We start from the raw sequence: 13,237 nt of genomic DNA, 5'->3' as shown, positions 1-13,237 counted from the left end.
CCCGGTCGAGGGGGCGGCGCCTGCCAGGGGCTCGCGGACCACGCCGGCGCGCACGAAGGGCCCGGCCGTCACCGACGACCGGGCCCTTCGGGTGGGCGGCTCAGGCCCCCGACGGGGTGAAGCGGTCCCAGGCCCGGTGGGTCCCCAGGGCCTCGAGCACCCCGGCGGCGACGGCGGCGGCGTCGCCGACCACGACGCCGGCGTCCTCAGGCAGCAGGCCGACCGCGGCGGCCGTGTCGGCGTCACCGACCACCCCGATGGCCTTGCCGTGCCGGTACGCCTCGTCGAGCAGCAGGTCCAGGCGGGGGTCGAGTGCGGTGACGTCGGAGTGCCCGGCCTTGGCGTCCCGGGTCTGCCGGGCGTCGTCGGCCGGTGTGAGCAGGGCGGCGACGACGACGGCGTCGAACTCCACCGACCGGCTGGTCAGGAGCGTGCGGTGGGCGACCGGCGCGCGGTCCGGCCAGACCGGCCCGCCGGTGGCGGCGAGCAGCAGCGGCACGACCTGCTCGTCCGTCAGCGCCTCGGTGAGGGCCGCGACGGCGTCCGGGTCGGCACCGGCGTCGACGACCACGGCGACCGTCCGTCCCTCGACCGGCCAGGTGCCTCCGAGCTGCGAGAGCGCGGGGCTCGGGTCCACGTCGGGGGTCTCGGGGGTGTCGGACCCGCCGGCCTCCGGGGCGGGCAGCCCCAGCCCGGCCGCGACGGCCGCGGCCAGCCCGGCGTCGATCCGGACGAGCGCGAGCAGCTGACGGCGCCGGATGGTCTCGTCGTAGCACTTGCCGAGCTCGAAGGTGTAGGCCTGCACGATGTGGTCCTGCTCGACCGGGGTCATGCTGCGCCAGAACAGCCGGGCCTGGCTGAAGTGGTCGTCGAAGGACGCCGACAGGGCACGGACCTTGCTGCCGGCCGCGACGGCCTGCGGGACGTCGAGGAACGCACCCTCGGCGTCACCGGCGACGAACGGGCACCCGCCGTCGAGCGAGTTCGGGCGGTACGGCGCCACCCCCGCGTGCACCGCGCTCTGGTGCATGCCGTCGCGCAGCATGTCGTTGACCGGGGCGTGCGGGCGGTTGACCGGCAGCTGGTTGTAGTTCGGGCCGCCGAGCCGGCTCAGCTGCGTGTCGACGTAGGAGAACAGCCGCACCTGCATCAGTGGGTCGTCGGTGACGTCGATGCCCGCCACGAGGTTGCCGACGTGGAAGGCGACCTGCTCGGCCTCGGCGAAGAAGTTCGTCGGGGTGCCCGTGAGGGTCATCAGGCCGAGCGGCTGCACCGGGGCGAGCTCCTCGGGCACGAGCTTCGTCGGGTCGAGCAGGTCGATTCCCTGGAAGGTCTGGTCCGGGGTGTCCTCGAAGGCCTGGACCCCGAGCTCCCACTGCGGGAACGCGCCGGCCTCGATGGCGTCGTAGAGGTCGCGGCGGTGGACGTCGGGGTCGATGCCGCCGAGCAGCTGGGCCTCCTCCCACGTCACGGAGTGCACCCCCAGCTTCGGCTTCCAGTGGAACTTGACGAGGGTGGTGCCGCCCTCGGCGTCGACGAGCCGGAAGGTGTGGACCCCGAAGCCCTCCATGTGCCGGTACGAGCGGGGGATGCCGCGGTCGGACATGTTCCAGAGGGTGTGGTGCTGGGCCTCGGTGTGGAGCGAGACGAAGTCCCAGAAGGTGTCGTGCGCCGACTGGGCCTGCGGGATCTCGCGGTCCGGGTGCGGCTTCACCGCGTGGACGATGTCGGGGAACTTGATTCCGTCCTGGATGAAGAAGACCGGGATGTTGTTGCCGACCAGGTCGAAGTTGCCCTGCTCGGTGTAGAACTTGACGGCGAAGCCACGGGTGTCGCGCACCGAGTCGGCCGAGCCCCGCGAGCCGGCGACGGTCGAGAACCGCACGAACACCGGTGTCTCGACGTCCTTCTCGAGGAACGCGGCCGAGCTGAGGCCGGCCGCTGCGCCGTAGCCGACGAAGGTGCCGTGGGCACCGGCCCCGCGGGCGTGGACCACCCGCTCGGGGATGCGCTCGTGGTCGAAGTGCGTGATCTTCTCGCGCAGGTGGTGGTCCTGCAGCAGCGTGGGGCCGCGCTCGCCGGCGCGCAGCGAGTGGTCGGTGTCGCGCAGGCGGGCGCCGGTGGAGGTCGTGAGGAAGGCGCCCTGCTGGCCCATGTCGGTGGGGGCGGCTCCGAGGTCCGCGCCGGTCGGGGAGACCGTGGCGGGGGAGGCCTGCTCGGGCGTGGGGGGCAGCGGCTCGCGTGGCTCGGTGGGCTCCTCGAGCGGGACGGCGGCCGCCGTCGGTGCGCCGGGGGGCGGGGGAGGCGTCTGGTCCTTCGCTGGTGTCGTCATGGGCCGGGACTACCCGCCCGCGGTCGGCCCATGCGCCCCGAGGGCCCCGGGTCAGGAGGCCGTGACCGCGACGGGCAGGTGGTCGGCCCCAGCCGGGCGATGAGCCGGAGGGCATCGTGCGGTGCGTGGCCCCGGGCGTCGTTGTCGAAGTACGCGACGACGTCGTGGCCGGACGCGGCCCAGTGCCGACAGCGTTCCGCCCATCCGTCGAGGGCGGCGTCGCCGTAGCCGCTCGCGTAGAGCTCGGTGTCGCCGTGCAGCCGGACGTACACGAGGTCGCTCGTCACCGCCTCGGCCATCGGCCAGCGCCCGGCGGTGTCGGCGACGACCGTGGCCACGTCGTGGGCGCGCAGCAGGGCGGCGGCCTCCTCGCTGCAGAAGGAGGGGTGACGGAACTCGAGGGCGTGGCGGATGCGCCGGCCCGCCGTCCCTCGGAGCGCGCGGGTCAGGGCGCGGTCGTCGGCCAGCTTCGCGTCGTGGCGGCGGGCGAGGGCCGCCGCCTCGCCGAGGGTCCGCGGCAGGAGGTCGAGGAACGCGGCCACCAGGTCGGTGTCGAAGACCTGGCGCTCCGGCAGCTGCCAGAGCACCGGCCCGAGCTTCGCGCCGAGGGCCAGCACGCCGGAGGCGAAGAAGTTGGCGAGTGGCGTCTCGACGTCGTGCAGCCGCTTGAGGTGGGTGATGAAGCGGCCGCCCTTGACGGCGATGACGAAGTCGTCGGGCGTCTGGTCGTGCCACAGGCGGTAGGAGGTGGGCCGCTGCAGGGAGTAGAAGGAGCCGTTGACCTCGACCGAGCCCATCCGCTCTGCGGCGTACGCCAGCTCGCAGCGGTGCACGAGCCCGCGCGGGTAGAAGTCGCCACGCCACGACGGGTAGCTCCAGCCCGAGATGCCGACGCGGATCGTGCCCGGGCCGGTGGCGGTACCGGCGTTCGGGGACCAGGTCATGGTCCGTTCCTACCCTCTGCGGGGACCCGGACACCCGGAGCAGACGCAGCGAACCGCAGGTCAGCGGGGCTGCCTGCGGCTCGTGGGTGGTGGTGGCCAGGGGCGGGGTCGAACCGCCGACCTTCCGATTTTCAGTTCGAGACGGGCTGTCCCAGAACATTTTTGGGGGGTCCGTTTCGTGCTCACGGCCTCCTCGAATCGTGCGCGCACATCGGGTTCTGTGCGGTGTGCGGTTAGCAAAGTGTTAGCAGGACCGTGGTCTGGGCTGTCGTGTCGCCCAGGCACGGATCCGTGGGGTGGTCACGGAAACCACGGAAGGTCAGGTGTCCACAAGAGCGCCGTCGGACGCTTTCGGATGACAGCGGGCCCGCACCCGACGACGGCATGGCGGGCCATCCCAGGGAAGGGGAACACCATGCAGGACAGGATGCTCTACACGCTGACCGAGGTGGCGGCCGCGTTGAGCGTGGGCCGCAGCAAGGTCTACGAGCTGGTCCGGAGCGGCGCGTTGCCCTCGGTGCGGATCGGCGGCTCTCGCCGGGTCCGCGGTGAGGACCTCGCGACCTTTCTCGACTCCCTGGAGCGCGGGTCCGCTGCTCCGCTGGCAGGTATCCGATGAGCAGCGCCCGCCAGGGCAGTGCGGCGCCGAGGCTGCGCAACGGGGTGATCCGGCGCGGGAACAGCTGGTCGTATGTGATCCGGGTGACCGACAGCGCCGGGGTGAGCAAGCCGCGGTGGGTGGGTGGGTTCCCGACCGAGGCTGCGGCCAAGCGGGCCCGGGACGAGGCGAGGATCGCCGCCGGTCGGGGCGAGTTCGTCGACCGCAGCGCGCTGACTGTGGGGGACTACCTGGACCGGTGGTTGTTGGCGCATGCGTTGGAGGTCAAGCCCCGCACCCGGGCCGGGTACGCGCACCTCATCACCACATACGTGGCGCCCCGGATCGGGCGGATCCGTTTGCAGGCGCTGCGCCCGGCGGACCTGAGCGCCCTGTACCGCGAGCTCATGGAGTCTGGTGGGCGGGGTGGCAAGCCGTTGTCGGCGCGGTCGGTGGAGTACGTGCACGCGGTGCTGCGCAAGGCGTTGGCGGACGCGGTACGGAACGACCAGGTCCTCACGGTCAACCCGGCCGAGCGGGCCAAGCGGCCCCGCAAGGAGCAGGCTGCAGCAGTGGTCATGTGGACCGCCGACGACTTGGCCTCCTTCCTCACCACGACGCAGGGGCACCGGTTGCACGGCTACTTCCGCCTCGCCGCGTACACCGGTGCCCGGCGTGGGGAGCTGATGAACCTGCGCTGGGCCGACGTCCACCTAGGCGACGACCGCGGGCAGGGTGCGTTCGTGCGGCTGCGCGGGACCGTGTCGGTCATCGACGGGGTGCGGGTTGAGGGCAGCACCAAGGGCGGGCGCGAACGCACCGTCAGCATCGACCCCGGCACCGCCGCGGTCCTCACGCAGCATCGCCAACGCCAGGAGGCCGAACGGGCCCAGGCCGGGACGTTGTGGGTGGGCGGGGACCACGTCTTCCGCCGCGAGCTCGGCGAACCCCTGTTTCCGGACACCCCGACCGCGCTGATGGCCAAGCTGCAACGCCAGCACAACACCACCGCCGCCCTGACGGGCCAGCCCCAGCTGCCGATGATCCGCCTGCACGACCTGCGCCACCTGCACGCCACCCTCCTGCTCAAGGCCGGCGTGCCAGTCCACGTCGTCGCCGCCCGGCTCGGGCACGCCGACCCCGCGATCACCCTGCGCGTCTACGCCCACGTCTTGGACGACCAAGCCAGCGGCGCCGCCACCACTTTCGAACAACTCCTCAACCGCAACACCGGCCAGCCCGACGACGCCATGTAGATCCATGCACTCCACCGGGGTGTTGCGTCGAGTCGTCGAACCCGAGGTCAATCAGGGGTCAGTTTTCCACCCGTCGCTGACAATGGGGCGCGACGGCTGGAAGGATAGGCCTAGGGTCACGTCCCCACACCCGGGGAATGTGGTCCGCGCGCCCCGGGTTGGAGGAAGTCCACCCTCCCCCGGGGCGCGCCACGCTCTCCCGGAGCGTTTGCAAAATCCCCGTCAGGCCTTCGTGAGCGGTGCAAGAGGGGGTGGGCCCCGCCCGCTTGCCCTTGGGGATGGGCGGTTCAAGTGGAAGACCAGCGCGAACAAGGGGCTGTCGCGCTGCTGCCAATCGACGACGAGGCGCGGGTGCGTCCGGGTAGTTCGGCTCCCCGCGGACCGGCGGTTCGCGTCCCAGAGTGGTCCTACCCGCCCATCTGCACAGTGCCGTCAGACATCGTCGGCGAGATGAGGCCGAAGTCGTTGCCGTCGGGGTCCGGCAGGTACGCCACCCGACCGACGCCCTGCATGTCCGCCGGTGGTAGCGCCTCAGCGGCGCCGAGATCGAGCCCCTTGCGGAACAGCTCGTCGACGCTGCCGTCGACATCGACCACGAGGTTGCACCGGTGGACCGGCGCCCTCGGCTCGGGGGCGGTCCCTGCCGCTGGGTGAGGCCGCCGTTGATGCCGCGTCCGGACTCGTTCATGCCAGTGGCTCCCTCGCTGGTGTCCACGGACCAGTACGTCGCGTCACCGAACTGTGTGAACCTCCATCCGAGCAGGCCACCGTAGAAGTCGATCAGCAGCTGAGGCTGGACGCGTGATCTCAAAACGGACGACGAGGTTCGCCATATTGCCTCCCTCGGCCAGACCACTTCACGCTACGCCCGGCGAAACGACACCGGCTCGAATGCGGGGGCGCGCGGAGCGTTCAGGGACCGGCCGGCTCACATGGCTCTTGCTACGCGAGGAGGTGAGCGCGAGCGTATGGGGCGCACTCGATCATCAGCGCCTCGTCCTCACTCCGTCGGCCAGCTCAGTCGTGCGTGCCCGCAACGCGTCGCCGCGGTCGGGGAGTTCCCCGGGCCGGACAGGGTCCGGACCAGGGCGGACCCGACGATCACACCGTCGGCGAAGGCGGCCAGTGCTCGCGGTCGTCGGTCGCTCTACCCGCCGTACATGGAGTCAAGGAGCGAGGAGTACCTGGTCTCGAGCACCTTGCGCTTGAGCTTCAGGCTGGGTGTCAGCTCGTCGGCCTCGACGGTGAGGTCGTGGTCGAGGATGCGGAAGTCCTTGATGGTCTCCCACCGGTTCAGCTGGCTGTTGAGCTCCTGCATGCAGGTGTCCACGTAGGCGCGCACTGCCGGGTCCGCGGCCAGTCGGGCGAAGTCGTTGACCTCGAGCCCCGGGCGCGGCCCCACTGGGCCAGGGCGTCGGCATCCAGCGCGACCAGCGCACAGGCGTAGTTGCGCCGCTCGGCGTGCACGAGGACCTGGCTGGCCAGCGGGCAGAGGGCCTTGAACTGGGCCTCGATCGGCTGCGGGGCGATGTACTTGCCGCCGGAGGTCTTGATCAGGTCCTTCTTGCGGTCCGTGACCCGCAACCGCCCCTGCGCGTCGAGCTCGCCGATGTCACCGGTGGAGAACCAGCCGTCGGGGCTGAGCACCTGAGCGGTCTCCTCGGGCAGGCCGTGGTACCCGCGCATCACGTTCGGGCCGCGGAGCAGGATCTCCCCGTCGCCGGCGATGCCGAGCTCGGAACCCACCAGCGGGGAGCCGACGACTCCGGCAACCGGGTGGGCCGGGTCCCCGATGCAGGCGCCCCCGCCGGTCTCGGTCAGCCCGTACCCCTCGATCAGCGTCAGGCCGGCCGTCTGGAACCAGGTGGCGATGGCGGGCGAGAGAGCAGCGCTGCCCGAGATCATGAAGCGCATCCGCCCGCCGAGGCGGTCGCGGACCTTGGCGAGCACCAGCCGGTCGGCGACCGCGAACTGCAGCGCGAGCAGCCGGCCCATCTGCAGGTCCTCGGCGCGGGCCGTGGCGGCCCGCGCGCCCACGTCGAAGCCCCAGCTGAACAGCCGCGACCGGATGCCGCCCGTCTCCGCCATCGTCTGGACGATCCGGCCGTGCACCTTCTCGAAGATCCGTGGCGGGCCGGCCATGATCGTGGGGCGCACCACCGCGAGGTTCTCGACGATCTTGTCGACGCGTCCGTCGACGGCCGTGGGGAAGCCGATCTGGAGCTGGACGGCTGCGAGCATCTTGCCGAAGGAGTGCGACAGGGGCAGCCAGAGGTAGTGCAGGTCGTCCGGGTGCAGGATGTCGATGGCCTCGGCGCCCGCGCCGAGGTAGGTCCAGCAGCGGTGGGTCAGCTCCACACCCTTGGGACGCCCGGTGGTTCCTGACGTGTAGATCAACGTGGCCAGGTGGTCGGGCCGCACGGCCGCCACGGCGTCGTCCACCGCGGACGGGTGCTCTGCCAGGTGACGGGCCCCGAGTGCCTCGAGGTCAGCCATCCCGAGCACCCAGTCACCGTCGGTCTCACCGTCGAAGGTGATCACCCGGACCAGGTCGGGCAGGTGCTCGCGCTGAGCGCGCAGCTTGGCGATCTGCGCGTCGTCCTCGGCGAACACGATGCGGGCGTCGCTGTCGAACAGGATGAACGCCACGTCGTCGACCGCGGTCGTCGGGTAGACCGCTGTGGTGGCCGCGCCGGCGCACATGACCGCCAGGTCGGCGTACAACCACTCGATGCGAGTGGTGGAGGCGATCGCCACGCGCTGCTCGGGCTGGATCCCCAGCGCCAGCAGACCAGCCGACAAGGTCTTGACGGTCTCCAGGGTCTGGGCCCACGTCACCGAGGCCCAACCGTCCCCGGCCGGGAACCGGAACGCCTCGCCCTCCGGGGTCGCCGCGACCCTGTCGCAGAACATCCTTGCCACCGACGACGCCGGTTCAGGGTAGGTGCTCGTGTCGGATGAACCCATCGTCGTCATGGCCATGACGCTTCGCCTCTTCCAGGGCGCTGGTCGGCCCTTGTTGGTTCACCTCCACCGTATGACTGCCCCGTTGGCGTTCCAATGCCGCCTCCGCCATGGATGCGTGACGCTTGCCACAGCACCGCGCGCTCTTCAGCCTCCCGGTCTCTCAGGACGTCGTCGGGACGAACGCGCACGGCTGCTGTGGCGCGCAGACCCCAGGGTTGCCGGCCGCCCACCCGGATCCTTCGGCGTCAACCGGGCCCGCGGCGACGGGCCTGGAAGGAGTGCCGGGCCAGGCCGGTAGGCCGCGCGTAGGGACGCGAATCCGCGAGGCTGCGTGCAGGCGCGCGTGCGCATGCCTCCTGCGTCCCTGTCTGCGGATCCTGAGAGCCGACTGAACCCCACCGCGACGGCGGGCGGCATTCACCCGCCCCAGGCGAGGGACACCGGCCCCCGGGGTTGTGAGTCTGTCAGCAGGTCATTGGGCGGTCCGTCATCCTGGATGGAGGTTGCCGTGCGTTATGAGTTCATCATCACCGGGGCGGTCTCGGAGGCGGTGCAGGCAGAACTGCCCGAGGTGGCCTCTACGACGTACCCCACCGGCGGGACCGCACTGTTCGGGCCCGTAGAGGACGAGGCCGACGTCTTGACGCTGCTTGCTCGAATCACTGGCCTCGGCCTATCGGTCGTGGAAATGCGGCAACTTCCCGACTAGGGAGCCAAGTGGGACGAAGGGCAGGCCAATTTCGCCCGGTTTCGGAAGGAGGCTGGTCGGCCAGTCCTTACCTCTCAGACGCAAAAGGTCCGGAATTGCCTTTCTCGCCCATTTTGCTATGGTCGGTGGCATGAAGAGCCAGCAGCCAGGGTACGGGACGGCGTGCCCCGACGGTGGCTACCTGCCGGCTCACGTGCCCTCCGGCGCTGCCCTTCTCGCCCTTGCTCTGGGTGAGCAGGCCCGTGGCATCAAGGGCCTTGACGTACTGCGCCGCAGCGTCGACCGCGCTCCTCCCGTTCGTCCTTGATTCGAAGCCCAATGGTCCTTCCCGCAATAGTACGGGGAGTGCCTTTCTCCTATTGCGCGCTGCGCAATTTTGGCTGTCAAGGACAAGAACATGACCCTACCTGTGGTTTCGCCACGTCGAGAAACAACTACCGCGCTGGCCGATCAATTGAGCGCATTGGAAAACACCCTTCAGGTCCAGCTCGACACGCTTCCCTTTGCCAGCGAGGACGGCGTCGCCGTGGCGCACCGCGCGAACGTTGAAAACAACCTCCAAGAGGTGCGCCTGGCGCTGCGCCTGCACGCTGAGGGGCGCTACGGCACCTGTATCCGGTGCGCGGACCCGATCGCCGGTGTGCGTCTGGAAGTGCGTCCGTGGGCGACACGGTGCGTACGTTGTGCGGACCGCTTCGGATGGTGAGCCGAACCGCGGGGGTGCGGCACCCGCAGCGAGTGGCTGTGGTCGGTGCCGGAATGGTCGGATTGTCGGTGGCGTGGTTCCTCCAAGAGCACGGTGTGGACGTGACGGTCTTGGAGCGCGACCACATCGCGGCCGGTTCCTCCTGGGGTAACGCTGGCTGGCTGACCCCGGGCATCACCGCGCCCCTGCCGGAACCGGCCGTGCTGGCCTACGGCCTGCGCGCGGTGCTCAGCCCATCCTCACCGGTCTACGTCCCGCTGCGCCCGCAGGCCGAACTGCTTCGCTTCCTCGGCGGGTTCGCACGCAACAGCACCGAGCTGCGGTGGAGGAGGGGCATGCGTGCCTACGCCCCCCTGAACGCGTTGGCCCTGGGTGCATTCGATCGCCTTGCGCTGGGCGGAGTCGACGCCACCACTGAACGGGCAGACCCGTTCCTTGCGTGCTTCCGCACTGCCGAGGAGCGGGCGCTCCTGCTCAACGAGCTCAAGCACATCGGGGACGCCGGGCAGGAGGTCAAGTACGAGGCCATCAGCGGGGCCGAGGCACGACGTGCCGAACCTTCGCTGTCTGCCGAAGTGGGTGCTGCGGTGCGGATCCACGAGCAGCGGTACATCCACCCTCCCCGGTTCATGGACGCCCTCGCCGCCTCCGTACGCGCCCGGGGAGGTGAGATTCGCACCGGCGTCACCGTCAAGCGGCTTCGTGACGACGGCAACGCGGTGAGCATTCTCGACGCCACCGGCGCGGTCCAACGCTTCGACGCGGTCGTGGTGGCCAGCGGCGCCTGGTTGAGCGAACTGGCCAGATCCTTCGGGGTGCGACGCGTCGTGCAGGCTGGCCGTGGCTACAGCTTCACGGTGGCCGCACGCCACCTGCCGAGCGGACCGGTCTACTTCCCGGCACAGAGGATCGCGTGCACCCCCCTAACATTCTCCGGCGGCGACCGTTTGAGGATCGCCGGAATGATGGAGTTCCGATCCCCCTGTGCGCCCCTGGACCAGCGCCGCATCCAAGCCATGGTGACCGCCGTAGGGCCACTGATGGAGGGGCTGGACCTGCAGACGCGCCGAGATGAGTGGGTGGGTTCGCGCCCCTGCACGGCCGACGGTTTGCCGATGATCGGAGGTACCACCTCCGGTCGGGTCTTCGTGGCCGGCGGGCACGGGATGTGGGGCGTCTCGTTGGGTCCGATCACCGGCGAACTGCTCGCACGTCGAATCATGACGGACCGGGACGACCCTTTGCTTGCCCCCTTCGACCCGACGCGCTGACTGGCCAACGGTCGCCGAGCCGACTCGCCATGACACCCGCGGCTCCGTCCAGGCCGACGCCCTCGACCAGCGCAGTGCGACCGGTGCCATCAACTACTCAAGGAGGTGCCCTCATGGCTCCGGGGTCGCCCTACCTACCTCACGAGACGGAGTCGTAATGTCGGACGTGGGACATTCCGCAGCCATCACCCAGTCCACGGAACCACGCCGACGGGTCCTGGAATCGGGGCGAAGGGCGGTCGTGTCGCGCAGCTCCACCCACGGCCGAGCCGTTGCGCTTCAGCTGGCAGCCCAGATGGCCGCGCACTCACGGAAGCCGCTGGTCATCGTGGACAGTCCTGCGGTCCACGATCACCTGCGAAGGGAGGTGCCTCGGCATTGCGGCAGCACGACGTGGCGCATCCTCGAGCCGGACGAGCTGTCCGTCACGGTCCTGTCGCTCCGCGGCTGCCTGGTTCTGGCGAACTATGCCGTCGCCTCAGCCTGGACCCCGGATGGCCGAGCGCTGTCACGGCTGATCGGCAGCCCTCAGGCTGTGCTGCTGACGCTGCACCCCCGCGACCTCGCCCTCGACCCGGAGCTGCGCACCTCGTTGGGCCGCAACGTGATTGACACAGACGCGCCGGTGTTGAACCGATCCCATGGGTAGTCGTCGCCACACACAGGACAGCGGCTCTGAAGCGGCGCTACGAGCAGGCTCGTCTACCATGTCGCACTCCTGCTGGGGGCTGTTGGTCGCCGTCGAGCCATCGCGAACGTCGGGAATCGGACTGTACCCCTGCAGTTTTCGGCCCCGCGATGGGCAGGGCTGTGTCCATCGTCAGCCGGTTGCCCAGTCATGCGTGGTCGAGCTTTCAGGAGTGGTCAGGAGGTGAACGAGTACGGCGGCGTGACTGATGTCGCTTCGCCTGGTGGCGGTGAGAAGGGTCAGTCCCGCCTGGGCGCGGGTGTGGGCGAGCTCGCCCAGGTGGGAGAGTGCGGCCGCTGGCTGGGCGGCGGAGAGTTCCGCACGGTATCGCCGCTCGAACTCCTCGAATCGCGCTGGATCGTGTCCGTACCAGGTGCGCAGCTGCGTTGAGGGGGCGACCTGACTGACCCACTCGTCAATTCGAGCGCGGTCATGCGAAAGTCCCCGCGGCCAGATGCGGTCGACGAGCACGCGGTACCCGTCCTCCGGTGCGGGCTCGTCATAGATTCGCTTCAGACTCACTGGATGCGGTGTTGGCACGACGTCAACTCCTCGCTCACTCCTGGAGTCAGGACCGTTCGATGTGTCGGCGTTTGTGGGCCGAAGTGCTGCGGCGCTCCCGCCGCGCCCTTTGGCCAACGCTGTGCACGCCGAGGTGACCTCATTCGCGAGCACCCAGGCGGACCATGCAGAGCTCAGGTTCGACGAAGGGCGTCAACTGGGGCGTGGTGGTGGCGCCCAGTCGCGCGAGGGTGCCCCGCAGCAGGCCCAGGTGCACGGCGCAGACGACCTCAGGGTGCTCGCGCGCGACAGGGCGGAACGGGCAGGCGTGCAGCGCGATCTGGCGTCCCGCTTCCGAAGTGCGGAGCTCAGGTGCGAACCCGAGACGCTCGAAGAGTCCGCTCACGTGAACGGCGACCTCCTCGTCGGCCGCGCCGTCGAGCGTCGGGACGCCGCTCAGCTGCGCGGCCCACTGCTCCCCGATCTGCTCGGCTCTGGCCGCCCTCTCGTCGGCGGTGTCGGCCAGCCCGGCGGCGAGCAGGGCTGCCAGTCCCTCGTAGTGGCCCCTGCCGTGCTGCGACTCGACCGCGGCATAGACCGTGCGGGGCCGCCCGCGTCCGTCGTGGCGATGGGTCCGGCGCACCACCAGTCCCGCGCGACGCAGGATCTCGAGGTGGGACCGGGCGGTCGAGGGGTGCAGCCCCACAGTCGCGCCCAGGTCGTGGACGTCGCGGGCGGTGGAGTCGGACTGCAGCAGCTCCAAGAGGCGGCGCCGGGTGGGCGAGGCCAGGGCGGCATGGCGCCCACCGGCCGACGCGGAGACCGGGCGGGGGCTCACGTGCCCGCCCTGGGCCACCCAGCCACCAGCGGGGTGTCCGTTCCCAGTACGCCCAGCTTTCCGGCGCCGCCGGGGGATCCAAGCGGCTCGCTCATCCCGGGGAGGACCTCGGTGAAGAAGTCGGCGTTGTCGGTCGTGAACCCCGCCCACCGCACCGGAACGTCGTCCTCGTAGTAGATGGCCTCGACGGGGCAGACGGGCTCACAGGCGCCACAGTCCACGCACTCGTCAGGGTGGATGTACAGCGCCCGCCGACCTTCGTAGATGCAGTCCACCGGACACTCCTCCACGCACGCGCGGTCCACCACGTCGATGCACGGCTGCGCGATCACGTACGTCACAACGAGACCTCCGTCGCTGCCTCGGGGACCTGAGTTCGCGGTACCGACTGCCAGGTTCGGCCCCGGCCCCACATGGATATTTTGGA

The 13,237-nt window shown here is 70.3% G+C and carries 14 protein-coding genes; 6 read left to right on the top strand and 8 right to left on the bottom strand.

Annotation, left to right across the window (positions count from 1 at the left end; all coding sequences use genetic code 11):
• Positions 1–100 precede the first annotated feature (100 nt).
• Positions 101–2,332, bottom strand: a complete 2,232-nt coding sequence (locus G7075_RS14505; protein WP_166122857.1) for a catalase — start codon at positions 2,330–2,332, stop codon at positions 101–103.
• Positions 2,329–3,276, bottom strand: a complete 948-nt coding sequence (locus tag G7075_RS14500; RefSeq protein ID WP_166122855.1) for a DUF72 domain-containing protein — start codon at positions 3,274–3,276, stop codon at positions 2,329–2,331. The genes G7075_RS14505 and G7075_RS14500 overlap by 4 nt, the downstream gene beginning before the upstream one ends.
• A 427-nt stretch (positions 3,277–3,703) precedes the next feature.
• Here G7075_RS14500 and G7075_RS14495 point away from each other — a divergent pair, with 427 nt between their 5' ends.
• Together G7075_RS14495 and G7075_RS14490 are read left to right on the top strand one after the other, a co-directional pair.
• Positions 3,704–3,895, top strand: a complete 192-nt coding sequence (locus G7075_RS14495) for a helix-turn-helix domain-containing protein (protein ID WP_205860519.1) — start codon at positions 3,704–3,706, stop codon at positions 3,893–3,895.
• On the top strand, positions 3,892–5,130 hold the full coding sequence (locus G7075_RS14490; RefSeq protein WP_205860518.1) for a site-specific integrase: 1,239 nt from the start codon (positions 3,892–3,894) through the stop codon (positions 5,128–5,130). The genes G7075_RS14495 and G7075_RS14490 overlap by 4 nt, the downstream gene beginning before the upstream one ends.
• A 407-nt stretch (positions 5,131–5,537) precedes the next feature.
• Here G7075_RS14490 and G7075_RS21430 read toward each other — a convergent pair whose 3' ends face one another.
• From G7075_RS21430 to G7075_RS14480, 3 genes are all read right to left on the bottom strand, one after another.
• Complete coding sequence (locus G7075_RS21430) at positions 5,538–5,726, bottom strand: hypothetical protein (RefSeq protein ID WP_240917641.1); 189 nt, start codon at positions 5,724–5,726, stop codon at positions 5,538–5,540.
• Between the two features lie 551 nt (positions 5,727–6,277).
• Complete coding sequence (locus tag G7075_RS21425) at positions 6,278–6,448, bottom strand: hypothetical protein (RefSeq protein ID WP_240917640.1); 171 nt, start codon at positions 6,446–6,448, stop codon at positions 6,278–6,280.
• Positions 6,424–8,112: a long-chain fatty acid--CoA ligase gene (locus tag G7075_RS14480; RefSeq protein ID WP_240917639.1), complete on the bottom strand. Its 1,689-nt coding sequence runs from the start codon at positions 8,110–8,112 to the stop codon at positions 6,424–6,426. The genes G7075_RS21425 and G7075_RS14480 overlap by 25 nt, the downstream gene beginning before the upstream one ends.
• Before the next feature lie 493 nt (positions 8,113–8,605).
• Between G7075_RS14480 and G7075_RS14475 the strand changes: the two genes are divergently transcribed.
• The 4 genes from G7075_RS14475 (at position 8,606) to G7075_RS14460 (ending at position 11,432) form a co-directional block, all read left to right on the top strand.
• Entirely contained in the window at positions 8,606–8,806 is a 201-nt protein-coding gene (locus G7075_RS14475) for a hypothetical protein (RefSeq protein WP_205860517.1), read from the top strand.
• 397 nt (positions 8,807–9,203) lie between these two features.
• Positions 9,204–9,512: a TraR/DksA C4-type zinc finger protein gene (locus G7075_RS14470; RefSeq protein WP_166122849.1), complete on the top strand. Its 309-nt coding sequence runs from the start codon at positions 9,204–9,206 to the stop codon at positions 9,510–9,512.
• A gap of 68 nt (positions 9,513–9,580) precedes the next feature.
• Positions 9,581–10,783, top strand: coding sequence for an NAD(P)/FAD-dependent oxidoreductase (locus G7075_RS14465; protein ID WP_371814081.1), 1,203 nt, complete (start codon positions 9,581–9,583; stop codon positions 10,781–10,783).
• A 241-nt stretch (positions 10,784–11,024) separates the two neighbouring features.
• Entirely contained in the window at positions 11,025–11,432 is a 408-nt protein-coding gene (locus G7075_RS14460; RefSeq protein ID WP_166122845.1) for a hypothetical protein, read from the top strand.
• 171 nt (positions 11,433–11,603) lie between these two features.
• Here the strand turns inward: G7075_RS14460 and G7075_RS14455 are convergent, their stop codons facing one another.
• The 3 genes from G7075_RS14455 to fdxA form a co-directional block, all read right to left on the bottom strand.
• Positions 11,604–11,993 carry a DUF488 domain-containing protein gene (locus tag G7075_RS14455; protein WP_371814251.1) on the bottom strand — a complete coding sequence of 130 codons (390 nt, stop codon included), beginning with the start codon at positions 11,991–11,993 and terminating at the stop codon, positions 11,604–11,606.
• Between the two features lie 139 nt (positions 11,994–12,132).
• The gene (locus G7075_RS14450) at positions 12,133–12,810 is read right to left on the bottom strand and encodes a metalloregulator ArsR/SmtB family transcription factor (RefSeq protein ID WP_305849783.1); all 678 of its coding nucleotides are present in this window, start codon (positions 12,808–12,810) and stop codon (positions 12,133–12,135) included.
• Positions 12,807–13,151 (bottom strand): ferredoxin, encoded by a 345-nt coding sequence (gene fdxA, locus G7075_RS14445; protein WP_166122839.1) that lies wholly within the window; start codon positions 13,149–13,151, stop codon positions 12,807–12,809. Before fdxA ends, G7075_RS14450 begins: the two co-directional genes overlap by 4 nt.
• Positions 13,152–13,237: the final 86 nt, after the last annotated feature.

It is taken from the genome of Phycicoccus sp. HDW14 (assembly GCF_011383005.1).
GTDB lineage: Bacteria > Actinomycetota > Actinomycetes > Actinomycetales > Dermatophilaceae > Phycicoccus.
This window is presented reverse-complemented; position numbering and strand designations above follow the sequence as displayed.

Coding starts and splice junctions, on each gene's coding strand:
- G7075_RS14480 (WP_240917639.1), bottom strand. CDS start 8,112: ATGGCCATGACGACGATGGGTTCATCCGACACGAGCACCTACCCTGAA.
- G7075_RS14495 (WP_205860519.1), top strand. CDS start 3,704: ATGCTCTACACGCTGACCGAGGTGGCGGCCGCGTTGAGCGTGGGCCGC.
- G7075_RS21425 (WP_240917640.1), bottom strand. CDS start 6,448: ATGCAGGAGCTCAACAGCCAGCTGAACCGGTGGGAGACCATCAAGGAC.
- G7075_RS14500 (WP_166122855.1), bottom strand. CDS start 3,276: ATGACCTGGTCCCCGAACGCCGGTACCGCCACCGGCCCGGGCACGATC.
- G7075_RS14470 (WP_166122849.1), top strand. CDS start 9,204: ATGACCCTACCTGTGGTTTCGCCACGTCGAGAAACAACTACCGCGCTG.
- G7075_RS14490 (WP_205860518.1), top strand. CDS start 3,892: ATGAGCAGCGCCCGCCAGGGCAGTGCGGCGCCGAGGCTGCGCAACGGG.
- G7075_RS14505 (WP_166122857.1), bottom strand. CDS start 2,332: ATGACGACACCAGCGAAGGACCAGACGCCTCCCCCGCCCCCCGGCGCA.